The 19,481-nt window shown below is 63.2% G+C and carries 20 protein-coding genes; 18 read left to right on the plus strand and 2 right to left on the minus strand.

The window, feature by feature from the left end; translation table 11 throughout:
• Together G3574_RS26770 and G3574_RS26775 are read right to left on the minus strand one after the other, a co-directional pair.
• Entirely contained in the window at window positions 1-864 is an 864-nt protein-coding gene (locus tag G3574_RS26770; RefSeq protein ID WP_163968626.1) for an FAD binding domain-containing protein, read from the minus strand.
• On the minus strand, window positions 861-3,242 hold the full coding sequence (locus G3574_RS26775) for a xanthine dehydrogenase family protein molybdopterin-binding subunit (RefSeq protein ID WP_163968627.1): 2,382 nt from the start codon (window positions 3,240-3,242) through the stop codon (window positions 861-863). The genes G3574_RS26770 and G3574_RS26775 overlap by 4 nt, the downstream gene beginning before the upstream one ends.
• A gap of 444 nt (window positions 3,243-3,686) precedes the next feature.
• Here G3574_RS26775 and G3574_RS26780 point away from each other — a divergent pair, with 444 nt between their 5' ends.
• The 18 genes from G3574_RS26780 to G3574_RS26865 all read left to right on the plus strand — a co-directional run bounded on the left by G3574_RS26780 (window position 3,687) and on the right by G3574_RS26865 (window position 19,412).
• A complete protein-coding gene (locus G3574_RS26780; protein ID WP_163968628.1) occupies window positions 3,687-4,004 on the plus strand; it encodes a non-heme iron oxygenase ferredoxin subunit in 318 nt (105 codons plus the stop codon).
• Window positions 4,001-5,257, plus strand: coding sequence for an NAD(P)/FAD-dependent oxidoreductase (locus tag G3574_RS26785; RefSeq protein ID WP_163968629.1), 1,257 nt, complete (start codon window positions 4,001-4,003; stop codon window positions 5,255-5,257). Before G3574_RS26780 ends, G3574_RS26785 begins: the two co-directional genes overlap by 4 nt.
• Before the next feature lie 46 nt (window positions 5,258-5,303).
• Window positions 5,304-6,614 carry an aromatic ring-hydroxylating oxygenase subunit alpha gene (locus tag G3574_RS26790; RefSeq protein ID WP_163968630.1) on the plus strand — a complete coding sequence of 437 codons (1,311 nt, stop codon included), beginning with the start codon at window positions 5,304-5,306 and terminating at the stop codon, window positions 6,612-6,614.
• Entirely contained in the window at window positions 6,611-7,126 is a 516-nt protein-coding gene (locus tag G3574_RS26795; protein ID WP_163968631.1) for an aromatic-ring-hydroxylating dioxygenase subunit beta, read from the plus strand. Before G3574_RS26790 ends, G3574_RS26795 begins: the two co-directional genes overlap by 4 nt.
• Window positions 7,127-7,146: 20 nt before the next feature.
• Complete coding sequence (locus G3574_RS26800; protein ID WP_163968632.1) at window positions 7,147-8,142, plus strand: amidohydrolase family protein; 996 nt, start codon at window positions 7,147-7,149, stop codon at window positions 8,140-8,142.
• A 25-nt stretch (window positions 8,143-8,167) separates the two neighbouring features.
• Window positions 8,168-9,211: a M29 family metallopeptidase gene (locus tag G3574_RS26805; RefSeq protein WP_163968827.1), complete on the plus strand. Its 1,044-nt coding sequence runs from the start codon at window positions 8,168-8,170 to the stop codon at window positions 9,209-9,211.
• Window positions 9,208-9,849 (plus strand): isochorismatase family protein, encoded by a 642-nt coding sequence (locus G3574_RS26810; protein WP_163968633.1) that lies wholly within the window; start codon window positions 9,208-9,210, stop codon window positions 9,847-9,849. The genes G3574_RS26805 and G3574_RS26810 overlap by 4 nt, the downstream gene beginning before the upstream one ends.
• A gap of 76 nt (window positions 9,850-9,925) precedes the next feature.
• Entirely contained in the window at window positions 9,926-11,104 is a 1,179-nt protein-coding gene (locus G3574_RS26815; RefSeq protein WP_163968634.1) for an ABC transporter substrate-binding protein, read from the plus strand.
• Between the two features lie 14 nt (window positions 11,105-11,118).
• Window positions 11,119-11,988: a branched-chain amino acid ABC transporter permease gene (locus G3574_RS26820; RefSeq protein ID WP_163968635.1), complete on the plus strand. Its 870-nt coding sequence runs from the start codon at window positions 11,119-11,121 to the stop codon at window positions 11,986-11,988.
• Entirely contained in the window at window positions 11,985-12,998 is a 1,014-nt protein-coding gene (locus G3574_RS26825) for a branched-chain amino acid ABC transporter permease (protein ID WP_163968636.1), read from the plus strand. The genes G3574_RS26820 and G3574_RS26825 overlap by 4 nt, the downstream gene beginning before the upstream one ends.
• The gene (locus tag G3574_RS26830) at window positions 12,995-13,759 is read left to right on the plus strand and encodes an ABC transporter ATP-binding protein (protein ID WP_163968637.1); all 765 of its coding nucleotides are present in this window, start codon (window positions 12,995-12,997) and stop codon (window positions 13,757-13,759) included. The genes G3574_RS26825 and G3574_RS26830 overlap by 4 nt, the downstream gene beginning before the upstream one ends.
• Window positions 13,740-14,462 carry an ABC transporter ATP-binding protein gene (locus G3574_RS26835; RefSeq protein ID WP_163968638.1) on the plus strand — a complete coding sequence of 241 codons (723 nt, stop codon included), beginning with the start codon at window positions 13,740-13,742 and terminating at the stop codon, window positions 14,460-14,462. The genes G3574_RS26830 and G3574_RS26835 overlap by 20 nt, the downstream gene beginning before the upstream one ends.
• Window positions 14,462-14,806 (plus strand): hypothetical protein, encoded by a 345-nt coding sequence (locus G3574_RS26840; protein WP_163968639.1) that lies wholly within the window; start codon window positions 14,462-14,464, stop codon window positions 14,804-14,806. The genes G3574_RS26835 and G3574_RS26840 overlap by 1 nt, the downstream gene beginning before the upstream one ends.
• Before the next feature lies 1 nt (window position 14,807).
• On the plus strand, window positions 14,808-15,872 hold the full coding sequence (locus G3574_RS26845) for an XdhC family protein (protein ID WP_163968640.1): 1,065 nt from the start codon (window positions 14,808-14,810) through the stop codon (window positions 15,870-15,872).
• Window positions 15,873-16,075: 203 nt separating this feature from the next.
• Window positions 16,076-16,969 carry a LysR family transcriptional regulator gene (locus G3574_RS26850; RefSeq protein WP_163968641.1) on the plus strand — a complete coding sequence of 298 codons (894 nt, stop codon included), beginning with the start codon at window positions 16,076-16,078 and terminating at the stop codon, window positions 16,967-16,969.
• Between the two features lie 151 nt (window positions 16,970-17,120).
• On the plus strand, window positions 17,121-17,357 hold the full coding sequence (locus G3574_RS26855) for a hypothetical protein (protein WP_163968642.1): 237 nt from the start codon (window positions 17,121-17,123) through the stop codon (window positions 17,355-17,357).
• Between the two features lie 13 nt (window positions 17,358-17,370).
• Entirely contained in the window at window positions 17,371-18,027 is a 657-nt protein-coding gene (locus tag G3574_RS26860) for a response regulator transcription factor (protein WP_163968643.1), read from the plus strand.
• Window positions 18,027-19,412, plus strand: a complete 1,386-nt coding sequence (locus G3574_RS26865) for an ATP-binding protein (protein WP_163968644.1) — start codon at window positions 18,027-18,029, stop codon at window positions 19,410-19,412. The genes G3574_RS26860 and G3574_RS26865 overlap by 1 nt, the downstream gene beginning before the upstream one ends.
• Window positions 19,413-19,481 lie beyond the last annotated feature (69 nt).

Here is a 19,481-nt window from a genome sequence, read left to right on the forward strand (position 1 = left end):
TTACTCCCCGTGGTAAAGGTTTGCCAGAACGCCGGATTGCGTGATGGCGCGTTCCACGCATGCCGTGAAAAGCTTCCTGTCGATGGCGTCACGAGCGGGAAGCGCTTTCGCGATTGCTTGCCGCAGGTGCTCCCGGGTGACGGCGCCAGCCTCGCGCCGGGCGGACGCATTGGCGACCGCGGCCGAGAGTTCGTGCAGCAATATCGGCGGTCCGTCGACGGCGCCCAGGACGATCCTCGCGCATCCGCGCGTCACATCGAAATACGCGGCGGCACTCGCTTCGGCGAACTCGCCAGGCTTGCGGCATACCTTGTGGTAACCCCACTGCAAGGTCTGTGACGAACGCGGAACGATCAGCGCGACGATCAACTCGTCGGACTCGAGCACCGTGGTGTAGGCGCCGAGCATGAATGCATCGGCTTGCACCTCCCGCTCGCCGCGCGGCGAAGCCAGGCGGACGCGTGCATCCAGGGCCGCAAGCGTCACGACCCAATCGGCGGCGGGATCGGCGTGCGCCAGGCTGCCGCCGACCGTGCCGCGTGTTCGAATCGCGCGATAGGCGATCTCGCCGGCGACCTTCCGCATGGGGTGGTCCGCCAGAGGCTCGTGCACACCATCTTCGATCTCGGCATGCGTGACGGCGGCACCGATCTCGACGACGTCGCCCGCTCCTCGAACGGTGCGCAAGCCCGGAATGCGGCCAACGTCGACGACTTGCGCAGGCCGGGCCAGCCGCAGGTTCAGCATCGGGCCCAGGGACTGGCTTCCGCTCATGGGCTTTGCCGCGCCATTTCCCGCTGCCAGTGCTTGCAAGGCGTCGTTGACTTCAAGCGCCTGCGTATAAATGAACTTGGAAGATTTCACTTCGCCTGCTCCTTTTCAAGCCTGCCCGCCTCGATCGCCTTGAGCAGGCGGCGCGGGGTCAGGGGAGTCATCATCACTTCGGCGGCGCCGGTACCCCTGAGGGCGTCGTTCACCGCGTTGAAGATGACGGCGGGCGGCGCGATCGCCCCGCCTTCGCCGACGCCCTTGGCGCCGAACTCGGTATGGGGAGATGGCGTCTCGAAGTGTTCGATCCGGATGCGCGGTATCTCCGTGGCGCCGGGAAGGATGTAGTCCGCCAGCGTCGACGCCAGCGGCTGGGCCTGGTCGTCATAGGGACTTTCTTCATACATCGCGGTGCCGATGCCTTGCGCAATGCCGCCTATCGTCTGGCCTTCGACGATCATCGGATTCACCATGGTGCCGCAGTCTTCCACCACGACATAGTCCAGGATCTCGACCTCGCCGGTCTCCGTATCGACCGCCACGACCGCCGCGTGGGTCGCGTAGGAAAAGGTCCCGGTGTCCACCTTGGGTTTGTAGGCACGCGAGACTTCCAGGCCGCCGAGGTGGACGGTCGCGGGCAGTTCCTGCGGCGTGAGATACCAGGCCCGCCCTACCTCGGACAAGGGGATCGATTTGTCGCCGGCGTGTGCACGGCCATCGAGCAGGGTGATCTCCTGCGGATCCGCGCCCATCAAATGCCCGGCAATCGCCTGGATGCGCGGCAGGAGCTCCTTGCAGGCGGTCGATACCGCGCCGCCCGACATCACTGTCGCACGCGAAGCATAGGTGCCCGAGGAGAACGGCGTGAGCGCCGTATCGCCATGGATGACGCGGATGCGCGATACCGGAATGCCGAGGACGTCATTCGCGATTTGCGCAAAGCTGGTCTCCATGCCCTGTCCGTGGGAATGCACGCCGATGCGCACCTCGAGCCCGCCGTCCGCGGTCATCCTGACCACGGCCTGGTCGAATCCGGGCACCACCGGCAGCCCCCAGGTTGCGAATACCGAGGTGCCGTGCGCCGACTGCTCGGTATAGGTGGCACAGCCGAATCCGATGCGGCGCCCGTCCGCTTCGCCGCGAGCCTGGCGGTCCCGCACGGCGGGCAGGTCGATCATTTCCACTGCCCGCCGCAAGCTTGCGGGGAAATCGCCGCTGTCGAAATGCTTGTTGGCGACATTGACGTAGGGCATGGCCGTAGGAGGAACGAGGTTCTCCAGCCGGACTTCCCAGGGCTCCCGGCCGACTTCACGCGCTAGCGCATCCATCAGGAGTTCGATCGCGAAGCATACGCCCGTGCGTGCGACGCCGCGGTATGCCATGAATCCCGGCTTGTTCGTGGCGACGCAGACCGTCTCGCAGCGATAGCCGGGAATGATGTAAGGACCGGGCAGGTTGCCGATCGCCTGGCCTGGCTCCAGGCCGACGAAGAAGGGATAGTAAGAATACGCGCCGCCGTCGATGGTGATGACGGCGTCCAGTGCCAGCAGCTTGCCGTTCCGGTCGGCGTATGCCGTGAGCTGGTAATGGTGTTGCCGGGTATTGGCGCCGACGATCAGGTGTTCGCGCCGGTCTTCAAGATAGCGGAACGGCCGGCGATACGTTTTGGCCAGCCAGGCCACGCAAAGGTCTTCCGGATAAAGCTGACCCTTGTAGCCGAAGGCGCCGCCGACATCGGGAGACACCACGCGCACCCCTTCCTCGGGCATGCCGAGGTGCTGCGCAATGCCGACGCGAAGCAGATGGGGGACCTGGGTGGCGCTGACCACGACGAGCTGATCGGTCTGGAAGTCCCAGTACGCCAGCACCGACTTTCCTTCTAGCGGAACGATGCATTGGCGTGACAGCTCGACGGTGCGGCTGACCTTGACTTCCGCCCTGGCGGCTTGCTCGTCGAAGTCGCGGTTGGCGCGCAGGGTGAGGAAGTTGTTGTCCTTCCAGTCCGGATGAAGCAGGTTTCCTTCGGCTGCCATGGAGGTCCATACATCATGGTAGACGGGCAATTCGTCGAATGAGACTTCCACTTCCTCGAGGATGTCTTCCGCGATGGCGCGCGTCGTCCCGACCGCCATGGCGATGGCTTCCCCGACGTGGCGCACCTTGCCGGACGCCAATGGCGGCAGTGCCGAGTACTGGTAGGTCGGCACCGCGGACGGCGACCCGATATCCGCCGCGTCGGTCAGCATCTCCCGCACGAATACCTGTCCAGCCAGTTCTTCGGGGATGTCGACGCCGGTAATCTTTGCATGCGCCAACGGGCTGCGCAAAAAGGCAACTTCCTGCATGCCCGGAATGACGAAATCACCGACGAAATTCCCCTTGCCAACGAGATGGCGCGCGTCCTCCTTCCGAGGCACGCGGGCGCCGATGCCTTCGCGCTTCAGCAGCCTCTCCGGGGTATCAGATTGGTTCATGTCTCTCCTTTATCACTGCTTTGATGACTTGGGGTGTATGGATGGCGAAGGATGCGACGCCCTGCATTCCGTGCAAAGCCATGCATCTTGCTTGCGAACGCCTAGAGCAATACCACAACGCCCGGGATAAGGCCCGTGCCTTCGATGAATGTCCTCGTCTGTCTGCCGGGAAATCATAGATAGGCAGTGTTATTGCATAAGTATAGACCATGCCGGGCGATTGTGAAAGGCGGATCATCAACTCGCATTTCCAGCCCCTCATTCGGCATAGTTTTCCCCGTTTTCCCTATATATAGCGCCGAATTTCGCGCATCATGAATTTAAGGGAAGCTTGATGCGGAACCGCTGCGTCCGGTCGAAATTTATGCTTGACACGAAAAAGAACTCGTTTAATATGCAAGTACACTGAATAAAAATTTGATTGTTCAAGGAGTAGACACTGCCATGAGTTGGGTCAAGGTCGCCTCGGCGCAGGAGTTGGATAACGACGAAGCAAAGACGGTCACTGCCGGGGGGTGCGGCCTCGCGCTTTACCGGATCGATGATGAGTTCTTTGTGACGGACAGCATGTGCACGCATGGCGCCGCATTGCTCTCCGAAGGTTACGTGGAAGATGGATGTGTCGAGTGCCCCCTGCACCAGGGGCGTTTCGATATCCGTACTGGGCAGGCGATGTGCGCGCCAGCGACCGTGAACATCCGCACCCATCTGGTAAAGCGCGATGGCGACGACGTCCTTGTCTGGGTAGGTGCCGAAAAATGAAACAGCCCGGGATCGTCATCATCGGTGCAGGGCAGGCGGCTGCGGTCGCTGCCCATGCCTTGCGCGAACACGGTTACCAGGGATGCATCACGATGCTGGGCCGGGAGCGGCACAAGCCTTACGAAAGGCCGCATTTGTCCAAGGCCGTGCTGGTCGCTGCCGAAGAGCCTGCGCTCCAGGTGCTCGCCGAGGACGCCTGGACACGCTGCAACATTGAATTCGCGGGCGGGATCGACGTGATCGCCTTGGACCTGGAGAAGCGGCAGGTCCGCCTGTCGGACGGCCGTGTCCTCGACTACGACAAGTGCCTGCTTGCCACCGGTGGCGAAGCGAGGGTGCACGATAGCCTGCCTCGTTCGCTCCGCGGCGTGCATTACCTCCGCACCCTCGACGACGCGCGGCGTTTGCGCGAAGTCCTTCGACACAAGCCGCGCGTCGCGATCATGGGCGGCGGGTTCCTTGGTCTCGAAGTGGCTCATTCGGCGCTCTCCGCGGGAGCGTCGGTCACCGTGGTCGAGCAGGCGGCGTGCCTGCTGGACAGGTTCCTCACGGCGGAAGCCTCGGCACATGTGTTGTCCGGATTGCGCGCCGCCGGTGCGCAGGTGTTGCTGGGCTCGTCAGTCTCGACTATCTGTACGCCCCCCGATGGTCCCATCCAGTTGAAAACGGATACCGGCCTGGCGCTGGACGCCGACGAGGTGGTCGTCGCAATCGGTCTCCAGCCCAACGACGCGCTGGCGCGGGACGCCGGCCTCGACATCGCCCAAGGTGGCGGCGTGTGGATCGATACGGCATGCCGTACTAGCGACGAGCACGTCTTTGCCTGCGGCGATTGCACGAGCCAGCTTCGTCCGGGACAGGCCAGGCCGACGCGGCTCGAGTCGTGGCAGAACGCCAACGAGCAAGCGCGCATGGCTGCCGCCGCCATGCTCGCGGAGCCGCCGCCGGCGGCTCCCGTACCGTGGTTCTGGACCGATCAGGGGAGCCTGAATATCCAGATCCTCGGACATCCGGCACCCGGCCTCGAGTACGTCCGCCGGGGCAATCCCGCCGCAGGCAAGGCCTTGTGGATCGGGCACCGCCATTCGGTCCCCGTGCATGGCGTCGCATTCAATGCAGGAGCCGATTTGCGGGCGATACGGCCGCTCTTCGAAAAGGGCATTCCCGTTTCACTCGAGGAATTCTCCTCGGACGCCGTCAATCTCCGCACCTGGGCCAAGCAGATGCAGTCCCAGGCAGCCGTTGCCCTTTAACAGACCTAATAGACCTAACCGACCTACCAGAGCCTTAGGAGCAATCATGTATCAATCGCAGGCGGCCATCGGGATCACAAACTCCCAAAAGAATCCTCCGCTGGAGGAATGCGTCTGGCCAGCGGACGCGCTGAACAATATCCCAGACTGGGTCTACACCAGCCAGGCAAACTATGACCGGGAAATCGAGCGGATTTTCCGGGCCGACACCTGGAACTTCGTCGCCCTGGAAGCGGAGATTCCCAATCCCGGAGACTACAAGCGCGGTTATGTCGGATCGACCGCCGTCGTGGTGGCGCGCGCGGAAGACAATACCATCGCCGTCTTCGAGAACCGGTGTGCCCATCGCGGCGCCGAGTTTTGCCGCGCGAACCAGGGCAATACGAAGGAATTCGTCTGTCCCTATCACCAATGGTCGTATGACCTGAAAGGCAACCTGCAGGGAGTTCCGTTCAAGCGGGGCATCAACAAGGTGGGCGGCATGCCGCCGGACTTCAAGAATTCCGACCACAGTACGCGCCAGCTGCGCGTGACCACCCGCAACGGGGTGATCTTCGCGACTTATTCCGACAAGACGCCGCCGCTCGAAGAGTATCTCACCAAGGAGATCGTCGACGAGTTCGACGTCGCATTCCCGGGCAAGAAGCTGAAGATTCTCGGCTATTGCCGAAACGAGCTTCCATGCAACTGGAAGATGTACCACGAGAACCTCAAGGATCCTTATCACGCGACGTTGCTGCATTCGTTCCTGGTGGTGTTCGGCTTGCTGGTTCCGGGCATCAAGTCGATCGTGTTCGCTGACAAGGAGCACGGACGCCACGGTTTCATGGCTTCCTCCAAGCCTGACCAGATCTACGCGACGGTGGCGGAGAACGACAAGGCCGAAATGCGCTCGTTCAGCGATAACCTGCGCCTGAAGGATGAGCGCTTCCTCGATTTCGTCCGCGAGTTCGAGTCGCCGTGGTCTGCCAACATGATGACGGTATGGCCGAACCTGATCGTGCAGCGCCAGATGAATACGCTCGGCGTGCGCCAGATCATTCCGAATGGACCGAACAGCATGGTGATGCAGTGGACCATGTTCGGCTATGAAGATGACACGCCTGAAATGACGCGCCACCGTCTCCGCCAGGGCAACCTGATGGGCCCCTCCGGCTTTCTGGGCCTCGAAGACAACGAGGCGCTGAAGTTCGTGCAGGAAGGCTTGCGCCAGTCCAGCACGGACAACAATGTCCTGAAGCTCGACTCGGGGTATGTCGGCACCACGCGCAACCTCATTTCCGAAGCCTGCATCCGCTCGCTGTATGAACACTATCGGAGCGTGATGGACATCCGCGTGGCGGAGCGTGCAGCATGAGAATCCAGCTTGCTTACACGACTCCGGCGGTTTCTCCCGCGCGCGCAACGCAGCTGCGCCCCGAGATCGAGTCCTTTCATGTGGAGTACTGCGCCGTGCTGGATGCGAACGACATCGAGCGCTGGCCGGATTTCTTCAGCGCCGACGCGACGTATCGAATCACCTCGCGTGAAAACGCGTCCTTGGACATGCCGGTGGGCCTCGTGTATTGCGAAGGCCGGGACATGATCGTGGACCGGGCGCTGGCGGTCGCGCATTCCCAGATGTTCGCGCCGCGCCACATGCTGCACGTCCTCGGCATTCCCCGCGTGCTGGAAGAAGACGGCGCCACGATCCGCGCGCAGACGCCGTTCATCCTGATGCAAACCCTGATCGAGGGGCCTTCCACCATCCATCTATGCGGCGTGTATCACGACGTGTTCGTGCGGCAGGAAGACAGGCTGCTCATTGCGAGGCGGGAAGTCGTGTACGACACCCAGATCCTTGATACCGCATTGGCTTACCCCGTTTAACCCTGCTGAGGATGATCAACGTGAATCGCATTCCGAAAGTCGCAATTGAAGAACATTTCTCGGCGCCTGGCTTCCACGCGTATTCCGCCGACCTCGTGCGGGGGCTCCCGGCGGAATTCCTCGCCAACCTGGCGGCGAAGCTGACCGATTTCGATGAGCAGCGCCTGGAAGCAATGGACGCCGGCAATATCGAATACGCCATCCTGTCGCAGACGACGCCGGGCGTGCAGGCGGAAGCCGATACATCCGTGGCGATAAGCCGCGCGCGGGAAAACAATGATTTTCTCGCCGCCCGGATCGCCCGCCATCCGACGCGGTTCGGCGCCTTTGCCCACGTGGCGATGCAAGATCCCGTTGCCGCTGCCAGGGAGCTGGAACGGTCGGTCGTGGAATACGGCTTCAAGGGCGCGCTGATCAATGGCCATACGCGAGGCCGCTACTACGAGGGGCGCGAGTTCGACGTGTTCTGGGAACGGGCGGAAGCGCTCGGCGTGCCGGTCTACCTGCATCCCACGGCCTTCAGCCAGACGCCGGCGCTGCTCGACGGGATGCCCGTGCTGCAAGGCGCTTCCTGGGGCTGGGGCGTGGAGACGGCCGGCCATGCCTTGCGCCTGCTGTTTGGCGGGGTCTTCGACCGCTTTCCCAAGCTCGTATTGCTCCTCGGCCACATGGGGGAATTCCTTCCTTATCAACGCTGGCGCATCGACAGCCGGTTCGCCGCATGCCCGATGGGGATAGAGCTGAAGCGCAAGCCAAGCGAATACATCGGCAGCAACATCATGATCACCACCGCCGGCGTATGCTCCGCGCCCTCCCTGCTGGGCGCGATCGGCGAGATCGGGCCGGAAGCGGTGCTTTTCTCCGTCGACTACCCCTACGAGTCGACAGCCGAAGCGTGCTCCTTCATCGAGCAGGCGCCGCTCGACGAGAAGGCGCGGGCGCTCGTGTGCCATGGCAATGCGCGCCGGATCTTCAAGATCGGCAACCGGGACGAACTTGCGCTCTTGCAGTGCTAATAACTTCCTTTTGAAAGGACGAATGATGGCAGTCAGTGATTTTCAGATGATCCAGGCCTGGGGCGAGGTGCTCAGGCTGAGCAAGCTGGAGAAGGGCCAGAAGGTGGCTATCCTCTGCGGCCCGCACACCCATCCACAGACGCTGCAAACCGCAACGATCGCCGCGCAGGCAGCCGGTGCGGTCGTTACCAGGATCGAGCTGCAGCCGATCAACGCCGAGAAGGCAACGACGCGCGACCTGATGAATTACCTCGGCGAGACGCCGCTGACCAACAATCCGGTTGCGCTCGCCGCGCTCAAGAACAGCGACCTCGTGCTTGACTTGATGCTGTTGCTCTTCTCCCCCGAGCAGATGGAAATCCTGGAATCCGGCACCAAGATCCTGCTGGCGGTGGAGCCGCCGGAAGTACTGGTCCGGACCATCGCGACCGAGGCAGACCGCCAGCGCGTGGTGGCGGCGTCGAAATTGCTGCGGGCCGCGAAGCAAATGCACGTCACCTCGCCGGCCGGCACGGACATCACCTTCAAGCTGGGTGAGTACCCGACCATCAGCGAGTACGGCTTCTGCGAGGAGCCGGGACGATGGGATCACTGGCCAAGCGGCTTTCTCTTTACCTTTGCCAACGAGGGCGGCAGCGAAGGCACCATCGTGATCGACCGCGGGGACATCTTGCTGCCGCAGAAGAATTACCTCTCCGAGAAGGTTACGCTCGACGTCCGGGGCGGCTTCGTGCGCGACATCAAGGGCGGTGTCGATGCCGACCTGATGCGCGAATTCATGGAGGCCTACAAGGATCCCGAGGCGTATGCCATCGCCCATATCGGTTGGGGCATGCAGCCGCGCTGCTTCTGGCATACCTTGTCGCTGTTCGACCGCGAGCAGACAACCGGCCAGGATGCGCGCGCCTTCGAGGGCAATTTCCTGTTTTCCCTCGGACCGAACAACGAGGTTGGCGGACCGCGCATGACACCTTGCCACCTCGACATCCCGCTGCGGAACTGCACCGTCGCGCTCGATGGCGTCGTCGTGGTGCGGGATGGAAAAGTGATCGACGAGGCATTCCAATGAGTGCCGACACCACGGTTTACCAGAGACAGGGCTTTGGCACGACCATGCCTCCCAAGGCGCCGTTCGGCCTGGTCGTCATCGACTTCATCAATGGCTTTGCCGACCCCGGCAGCTTCGGCGGCGGAAACATCGCGGAAGCGATCCGCTGCACCGAAGGGCTACTCGCCGCGGCACGCGAGCGGAAATGGCCTGTTGCCCATACCCGTGTCGTGTATCAGGACGATGGCGCCGACGCCAACATCTTTGCCTTGAAGGTGCCGTCCATTGTCACCTTGCTGGAGGATGCGCCGGGAAGCCAGTTCGTGCCGCAGCTGCAACCCGCCAAGGGAGAGCTGGTGATCCGGAAGACCTATCCCTCCGCGTTTTTCGGCACGACGCTCGCCAGCTGGCTGACCCAGCGCGGGGTGCAGACCCTGTTCATCGCCGGATGCACGACGAGCGGATGCGTGCGCGCCAGCGTCCTCGATGCGATGTGCCACGGCTTCAGGCCATTCGTGATCACGGACTGCGTCGGCGACCGCTCGCTGCAGGCGCATGAAGCCAACCTGTTCGACATGAATCAGAAATACGCGACCTTGATGGCAAGGGAAGAAGCGCTCGAAGCAAGCGCGGCGCTGGAGATCGCGGCGCGGGGCTGACCTGGCCGCGGGACGGTCATCCAGGAAAAGCGCAAGACAACATTCACTCAGCAAAACCAGTTCACAGGAGACAAGGATGATTTCAAGATTTTCCGCCGCATTGACCGTTGCGCTCGCGATGAGCGTGGGGACGGCCCAGGCCGACGTCATCAAGGTCGGCGTCATTGCGCCGATGTCAGGGACGTTCGCCTTGACGGGACAAACGTGGGAAGGCGCAATCAAGGCCTACCAGAAACTGCATGGAACGACCGCGGGCGGGCATACGATCGAAGTGATCTATCGTGACATGCCGGAGATCAACCCGGCGCAGGCACGGGCGCTTGCCCAGGAGCTCGTGGTCAAGGAAGGCGTGCAGTATCTTGCCGGCCTGTATTTCACGCCGGACGCGCTGGCCGTCGCAGCGCTTGCCCAGGAAGCCAAGGTGCCCGTCGTGATCTTCAACGCGTCGACATCGGCGATCCTCGACAAGTCGGAGTATCTGCTGCGCACGTCCTATACGCTGCCCCAGGTGGGGGTCCCCGTCGCCAAGTACGCCCTGGAAAAGAACGTAAAGCGGGTGGTCACGCTGGTCAGCGACTTCGGGCCGGGACTCGACGCGGAGAAGGCCTTCACCACGGCATTCGCGGCTGGCGGCGGCAAGCTCCTTGAAAACATACGCGCCCCGTTGAAGACCACCGACTTCGGTCCGCTCATGCAGCGCGTGAAGTCGCTGAAGCCCGACGCCCTGTATGTGTTCGCTCCCGGCGGCCCGCTGACCTATGCATTGATCAAGGCCTACAACGAGGCGGGCTTGAAAGCCGCCGGCGTCCGTTTCCTCGGCACGGCGGAAACCGACGAGGATCAGTTGCAGACCATGGGTCCCGAGGTCATTGGGTTCGAAACCGGCATGTACTACTCGGCGTCGCACAATTCGGCGGTAAACAATGCGGCGGTCAAGGCGCTGCGCGAGGTCGCGCCCAAGGCGGTCCCGACCGTTCAGCTCGTCAATGCCTTCGATGGCTTGCATGTCATCTACCACATGGTTGAGGCGACGAACGGACAGCGTAACGGCGCCAAGGCGATCGCGAGCGCGAAGGGTTTTTCCTGGGAAAGTCCGCGCGGTCCGCTGAAGATCGATCCCAACACCCGCGACCTGCTGCAGAACGTGTATATGCGCGTGGTCGAGAAGGATCCTGCCGGCCGCTACATCAACCGTGAAATCCGTACCTTCGAGATGCAACCCGATTACGGGCGTGCACCGGCCGCGGCGAAATAACCAAGAGGTGTGCAGTGTCTCTTACCCTTATAAGCAGCATCCTGATCGACGGGGTGGCCTACGCGATGATCCTGTTCATGATCACCGTGGGCCTGTCGATGACCATGGGCCTGATGAGAGTGGTGAATCTTGCCCATGGCGCCTTTGCCATGCTCGGCGGGTTTCTCGCGGCGAAGATTCCCTCGGCCTTGAACCTGCCCATCTGGGTGGGCTTCGTGCTGGCGATCGGAACGGTCGGACTGATTTCCGTGCCAATCGAACGCATACTCATCAGGCGGTTCTACCGGCGCGACGAACTGGACCAGATGCTGGTGACGATCGGCCTGATGTTCGTCGCGACGGCCGCCGCGAACCTGCTGTTCGGTTCAGCGCTTTCGTCGGTACCGCTTCCCGAGGCGTTCACCGGGACGGTCGATCTCGGGTTCCGGTCCATCGCCCGGCATCGCCTGGTAGTCGTCGCGGCCGGGCTGGCGGTGGTCACGGTTCTTTGGCTCGCGGTCGATAAGTCGTCCTTCGGCATCCGCGTCAGGGCATCGGTGGACAACGCTCCCATCGCACGGGCAATCGGCATCAACACCGCGACCATCTACGCCATGACCTTCGCGCTCGGCGCCATGCTCGCTGCACTGGGCGGGATCGCCGGCGCGGAGCTGCTGCCGATGGAGCCCACTTATGCGTCCAAGTACCTCGTCACTTTCCTTGCCGTGGTCGCGGTGAGCGGCCATGGAAACTTGTTCGGTTCGTTCTTTGCTGCCCTCTTGCTGGGCATCGTGGAAACCTCGATGAAATACATGGTGCCGCAACTAGCATCGGCGGCGTTCTTCCTGACGATGTTCATCGTCCTGCTGGTGCGACCGCATGGCCTGTTCGGGAGAAACGCATGAGCATGACGAAGGATTTTCTTTTCGTGGTTACGCCCGCCGGGTCGGAGCAACGGTTCCGGTTCAAGGGCGAGATCCTGCTGGTACTGGCTGGCCTTCTCGCCTACGTGCTGTTTCCCCAGAACCTCGGGCTGCTCACGAACATGGCCGCCATGTCCATCTTTGCGATGTCGCTGAGTCTCGTTCTCGGGCAAGCCGGCATCGCGACGATGGGCCAGGCAGCCCTCTATGGCACCGGCGCCTACGTGGCAGCCTGGACCGCGCTGCATTTCTCGACGAACCCGCTCGTCGGATTGCTGTTCGGCGGCCTGGGCGGCGGCCTGGTGGCATTGCTGAGCGGCGCGGTGGTGCTGCGGTCGACCAAGCTCACGCTCGTCATGCTGACCATCGCCGCCGCCCAGTTCCTGCTTGAGCTGGCAAACTGGGCACGCGAGTTCACGGGCGGCGATGACGGTCTCTCGGGCTTCAGCATCGGGCCTTTGTTCGGCATCTGGGAGTTCAACTTCCTTGGCCAGACCGGGTTTCTCTATGCGCTGGGCGTGCTGGTCATCGTGTATTTCCTGATGCGCGTCCTGATCGCATCTCCCTTCGGCTTGACGGTGAAGGCGATCCGGCAGGACGCCGGACGGGTGGAAGCGCTGGGCGGGCGGGTGTATCCGCACCTGCTTGCGGTGTACACCGTGGGCGGAATGGTCGCCGGAATTGCCGGCGCCTTGACGGCGCAGACCAGCAACGTGGCAAACCTCGGCATGCTGGACTTCCAGACCTCCGCCGGCGTGGTGGTGATGATGGTCCTGGGAGGCCGGCGCCGCCTGTCGGGCGCCATCCTGGGAACCGTTGCCTTCATGACCATCCATCACATTGCATCGACCTTGAATCCGCACCATTGGCTGTTCGTCATCGGGCTGATGCTCATCGTCGTCCTCGTCGTGCTGCCGGAGGGCCTGGTCGGGATCGTCGATCGCGCGGTCCTGCTGGCCGCGCGCCTTGACCGAAAGGGGAAGCCGTCATGAAGCATAGCCTGCAAACGCGGAACCTTTCCCTGTCGTTCGGCGGACTGGCGGTCACGCGCGACGTCAACATTTCCCTCGCTGAGGGCGCCCGTACCGCGCTGATCGGTCCCAACGGGGCAGGGAAGACCACGCTGATCAACCTGCTCAGCGGAGTCCTCCGTCCCAATTCCGGCGACATCCTCATGGGCGAGCAGTCGATCGTGAAGTTGCCGCAGTACGAGCGGGTGCGCAGCGGAATCGTGCGGACCTTCCAGATAAGCCGCCTGTTCAAGGAATTGACCGTCGCCGAAAACGTCGAAATCGCGGTATTGCAACGGCTTCGCCTTGCGACGGAATGGTGGCCCTCGCGCGCCCGGACGTCGCGGGTACGAGACGAGGTCGACGAGACGCTAGGGCTGCTCGGACTTCGTCCGTACGCGCGGCGTGTCGTTGGCAAGCTGGCGCTCGGCGAGCAACGCCTGGCTGAAATCGCGCTTGCACTGGCGATGAAGCCGCGGGTACTGCTGCTCGACGAGCCTGCCGCGGGGGTGCCGCAAGGAGAGGGCGGCCGCATCATGGACGCCGTCGAAAGCTTGCCGAAGGACCTGTCCGTGCTGCTGATCGAACACGACATGGACTTGGTGTTCCGGTTTGCCTCGCACATCATCGTCCTGGCGGCGGGCGCCGTCCTGGCGGAAGGCGCGCCGCGGGAAGTCGCCGCGAACGAACGCGTGAAACAGATCTATTTTGGACGGGACGGACATGGCCAAGCCCATTTTTAAACTGCGCTTCGAAGGCGTCACCGCCGGCTACGGCAATCTTCCCGTGGTCGAGCGCCTCAGCTTTACCGTGCGCGAAGGCGAGCGCCTGGGGCTCATCGGCCGCAATGGCGCCGGAAAGACGACAACGCTGGCGACGGCGATGGGCCTGGCCGATCTGATCGATGGCCGCATTTACCTTGGCGAAGCCGACATCAGCCGGGCGAGCACCTTTGCGCGCGCCCGTGCCGGCCTCGGCTACGTTCCCCAGAGCCGCGACATCTTTCCTTCGCTGACGGTCGAGGAAAACCTGCTGGCGGGCCTCCAGGGGCGCTCGGCGGGCGAGGCGCTGGCACAGGTTTATAAGTTGTTTCCCCGGCTGAAGGAGCGGCGGAACAACGGCGGCACGAAATTGTCGGGCGGCGAACAGCAAATGCTGTCCGTGGCCAGGGCGCTCGTTGGCAAGCCGCGCATCCTGCTGCTCGACGAGCCCCTGGAAGGCCTTGCGCCGATGGTGCGCGACGAGTTGATGGACGCCATCGTGCGCATGAGCGAGCAGTTCGGCGTTGGTTGCGTCCTCGTGGAGCAGCACGTGGACGTCGTGATGAAATTTTCTTCCAGCGTCATCGTGCTCGAACGCGGTGTCGCCGCGTTTTCCGGCCCGACGGCGAAACTGAGCGAAGATGCGGCGCTGTTGAACCGCACCATCGGACTCGAGAAATGCTGATGTCGAATCCGAAAGGAAGTGAAGCTGCCTGCGGCATGTTCTCGCGATGTCCGGCGGATGTTTTCCGCCGGGCTTCCGGTGCGGCAGGCAGGCAGGAAGGAAGTGCAGGTGATCACATGGAAAATATGGAATTCCTCTTCGACTACGAAAGAGAAGCGCTGCTTGAAGCGCTGCGCCGCGACCTCCGGAATTCGGAACGAAAGGCCATGGAAGCGCAGAGCACGAGCGATGCCGAGTACCATGCATTCAACTCCAGGTTCGTCGCCCGGCTGCTGGAGATTCTGAACCCGAAGGCCATCAAGGACGCTGCCTTCGGTCCGGATGTCGCCATGAGCGGTCGATGAATTGGAAAGCCTCGACATCCTGGTCCTGCGGACCTTGCGCGACTGGCGATCGGCGGGAAGACGTGCCCTGCTGGTGACCATCGTGCGCACATGGGGGTCATCGCCACGTCCGGTCGGTTCGATCATGGCGTTGTGCGAGGATGGCAGCGCGGTGGGTTCGGTGTCTGGCGGATGCATCGAAGACGATCTGAAGTTGCGCTACGTCGACGCCCTGGCAGGCAGTGAATCCGATCTCCGCGTGTTCGCGGCTCGGCCGCAGTTCCTGCGGTACGGGATCAGCGCCGACGAGGCACACCGGTTTGGCTTGCCTTGCGGTGGAACGCTGGAGCTGGTGATCGAGTTCGATCCCGACTTCGCGAAGCTGGAAGATCTCGTGCGCGCGCTCGAACTTGGAAAGCTGGTGAAGCGGACGGTGCGCCTGAGTGACGGCAGGGTAGAGCTGGAAACCGCCGCCGCGCCCGGTCAGTTGAGCATTGGCGATGCACTGGTGAATACCTTCGGTCCGGCTTATCGCATGTTCCTGATCGGGGCGGGTCAACTTGCCGAATACCTTGCCACCATGGCGCTGTTCAATGGGTTCTCGGTAGCCGTTTGCGATCCCCGGGAGGAGTATTTTCGCGGATGGAGCGTTCCAGGCGTTGCATTGGTCCGCGACATGCCGGACGATGCGCTGGCGGCCTTCCGGCCCGATCGCCGCAGCTGCGTGATCGCATTGAGCCACGATCCGAAGCTGGACGACCTGGCATTGCTCGAGGCGCTCGATACGGAGGCGTTCTATATCGGCGCGATCGGCAGCCGGCGCAACACCGAGGCACGCCATCGGCGCTTGGCGGAACACTTCGGAAAGTCCGAACAGGAACTGGAGCGGCTGCGGGGACCGATCGGGATTTTCATCGCAAGCAAGACGCCGGCTGAAATCGCGGTCAGCATCATGGCCGAAGTCGTCGCGGTGAAGAACGAGGTCAGGTTGCCGCCGGAAGCGGATATCGCCCAGGCGAAGCGGCTTCACGCCATCGATGAAGGACCATCCGGACCGGGGCTGTGCGGCACGTCCCCGTTGTCCTAAGCAGGTCTATGGAAGTGTTGTGACATGACCGCATGCTCCCAAACCACCTCTGTCACCCCCGCGCAGGCGAGGATGACAGAGCACGATCAATGGTGTTCAAGTTAATTCAAAGGACCTTCAAGCACCCGCTTGGAACGCACGCCCGGACAAGATGAAAGGACTGGTGCGATCCCGGGCGGTGGATGCCTACGGCGCAACGTAGCATGGACAAGCTTCAGGCAATGCGCATCTTCATGGAGGTGGTCGAACGCGGCGGCTTCGCGCGCGCCGCCGGCCACCTGGGAATCGCTCCAGCGGTGGTGACGCGGAACGTCGCGTCGCTCGAAAAACGCCTGGGAACGCCGCTTCTGGTACGTACGACGCGACGCCTGACGCTGACCGAGCGCGGTGAAATCTATCTGAAGCGGGTCAAGACCATCCTGGCCGAGGTTGCTGACGCGGAAAGCAGCGTTGGTTCGGCGGCGGCAATGGTCGTCGGCACGCTCAGGATCGCCGTCACCGCTGTCTATGGCTTGTATGTCCTGCCCGCCTTGTTGTCCAGGTTCAAGGAGCAATATCCTCAGGTCCAGTTTGACATCCTGCTCACGGATGATCCCGTGGACTTCATCGCCAGCGGCTGCGACGTCTACCTCGCGCTTGCCGAGAACGTGACCGGGGTCGATGTCGTGGTGCGAAAGTTCGGGTCCGCGGAAACGATACTTTGCGCCACGCCGTCTTATCTGGCGCGCAGTCCGCGCCTGGACGGCATCGACGACCTGCGATCCCATCAACGGATCACGGTCAAGCGAAGCCGGTTGTGGAACGATACTTGGCAGCTCGCCGGGCCGAACGGCGAGTTGATCGATTTTTCGATGGAGCCAGCCATTTCGTGTAACACGACGGCCATGGTCTACCAGTGCGTGCTCAATGGCCTTGGAATAGGACGGCTTCCCGCGTTGCTCGCCAAGGACGTGATCGAGACGGGAAACATGCGGCAGGTGCTCGGCGCATATCGGTGCGCCGACGCCGATCTCGTCATCACCTATCCAGGGCGGTTTTACCTGACCTCGAAGGCACGCGTGTTCATCGATTTCATCCTGGCCAACGCGCCTGTCTGATCATTCCGGAAATGTGCGGCAGGGTGGTCCGGAGGCGAAAAGCTTGCTCCGCGGCAAATGATTCGATGCTCCTCTTAAGATTCCCCTAAGTCTTTGCCGCGACAATTCCAGATGCAGCAAGCAAGCCGGCCCCGCCGGCGCAGTCGACATCATGCCTCAACACCGCACTCCCTATTTCTGCAAGGACCCCGCGTGCGGCCGTCCCTTCCAGGTCAATCGCTTCGACGCGGGAATGTCTTGCCCGGCTCCGGCGGGCACGATCGCCTGCCCGCATTGCGGCTGGACGACCAGCGCCGACCCCGACACCCTGTATTTCACCCATGCCTTCTCCGAGGAAGAGGAGGCTATACTGTGCGGCAGGCCGGGCAAGGGCCGCCCGGCATCCTGAACGGGGATCAGTCATGAACATCCTGCTGGCCGAAGATGACCGCATGATCGGCGAGAGCATACAGGTCGCGCTTGCCGGCGAGGGCATGGCGATCGCCTGGGTGCGTGACGGGACCGCCGCCGAGAATGCCTTGCGCACCCACAGTTTCGACGCCATCCTGCTCGACCTCGGTCTGCCGGGCAAGGATGGCATCGACGTGCTCAAGGACCTGCGCGCCACCGGCGACCGCACGCCGGTGCTCGTCCTGACCGCGCGCGACACGGTGCCGCAGCGGGTCCTCGGACTGCGTTCCGGGGCGGACGATTACCTGGTGAAGCCATTCGACATCGAGGAACTGATCGCCCGCCTGCAGGCCGTGGTGCGGCGGGCCCGGGGCAACGCCACCGTCTACCGCAACGGCGACGTGAGCGTCAACCTCGAGACGCGGCAGGTATTCCTCGGCGAGGATCAGGTCATGCTGTCGGCCCGCGAATGGGCGGTGCTCGAAGCCCTGCTGGCGCGTCCCGGCGCCATCCTGTCGCGCGCGCAGCTCGAATCTCGCCTGTACGGCTGGTCCGGCGAAGTGGAAAGCAACGCGGTGGAGGTGTACATCCACGGCCTGCGCAAGAAGCTCGGCCAGCATTTCGTGATCAACGTGCGCGGCCTCGGCTACATGATCGGGAAGGGCTGATGTATTCCCTGCGCATCCGTTTGCTGCTGCTGCTCGGCGTGGTCATCGCGCTGGCGACCATCGCGCAGTTCGCCGCCACCTTCCGCACCTCCATGGACCGTGCGGATACGCTGTTCGACTTCCACATGCGGCAGATGGCGCTCGCCTTGCAGGACAGCAATTTCGACCAGCCGGAATGGACCTTGCCGAACAACGAGCAAAGCCCCTTCCTCGAATTCATCATCCAGGTCTGGACGGCGGAAGGGAAACGGGTCTACCAGACGCCGAGCTACCGCAACCTGCCGCCGCCGGGGCCGACGGGATACGGCGTCATCCAGTCCAGCATGGGCAAGTGGCGCACCTACAAGGTGGAAAGCAATGGCCGCGTGGTGCAGATCGCCCAGCTGCTCGACCGCCGCCGCAGCCGCGCGATGACCATCGCCTTCGAATCCGTCTGGCCCTTGCTGCCGGTGGCCTTCCTGCTGTTCGGCGCGGCCTGGTGGGTCGTCACCAGCGCGCTGCGGCCGGTCAACCGCATCGGCGCCGAGCTCGCGGACCGGAATGCGATGTCGCTCACGCCGGTGTCCCACCTCGGCGTTCCCCGCGAAGTGATGCCACTGGTCGCCGAACTGAACTCGCTGCTCGGCCGACTGGCCAAGGCAATCGATTCCCAGCAGCATTTCATTGCCGACGCCGCGCATGAATTGCGCTCGCCCCTGACCGCGCTGACGCTGCAGATCCAGACCTTGTCGCGCGCGCGGAGTCCGGAGGCGAAGGAACAGGCGACCCGCCGCCTTGCCGAAGGCGTGGAGCGTTCCCGGCGCCTGATCGAGCAATTGCTTGCGCTGGCGCGCCAGGAACGCGTTCCCGAGCGCGCCGACGGCACGCGGGCGTCTCTGGCCGACGTGGTGCGCAAGGCCATCGCCGACACCATCCTGCTCGGCGGAAGCCGGGGCATCGTGCTGGAATGCCGGCAGCTGGACGACGTCGTGGTGCCGGCATCGCCGGACGACCTGCATATCCTCGTGCGGAACCTGCTCGACAACGCCATGCGCTACACCCCCGAGGGCGGGCAGGTCGACGTCACGCTCGCGCATGCGGAAAGCAAGGATGACCTTGCCGGCGGCGCACTGTTGACGATCGACGACAGCGGACCCGGCATCCCGCAGGAGAGCCGCGAACGGGTGTTCGACAGGTTCTACCGCCTGCCTGGCAATGAAGCGAGCGGCAGCGGCCTGGGCCTGGCGATCGTCAGGGCGATCGCCAGCCGCCACGGCGCGGAAATCCGCCTCGAGCAATCGCCGCTAGGCGGCCTGCGGGTGGCGGTCCGCTTCGCGTCGGCCGTGCCGGCGCCGGACTTGCCGGGCGGCCTCGTCCGCGAGCCAGCCAGGACAAATCCGCTCTAGGCAAGACGTCCGGGATCATGTCGTGCCAGGTTTGCGCTGGATCAGTTCCGATGACGTTTTTCCGCAATT

It is taken from the genome of Noviherbaspirillum galbum, from assembly GCF_010974945.1.
In the GTDB taxonomy this organism is placed as follows: Bacteria; Pseudomonadota; Gammaproteobacteria; order Burkholderiales; family Burkholderiaceae_D; genus Noviherbaspirillum; species Noviherbaspirillum galbum.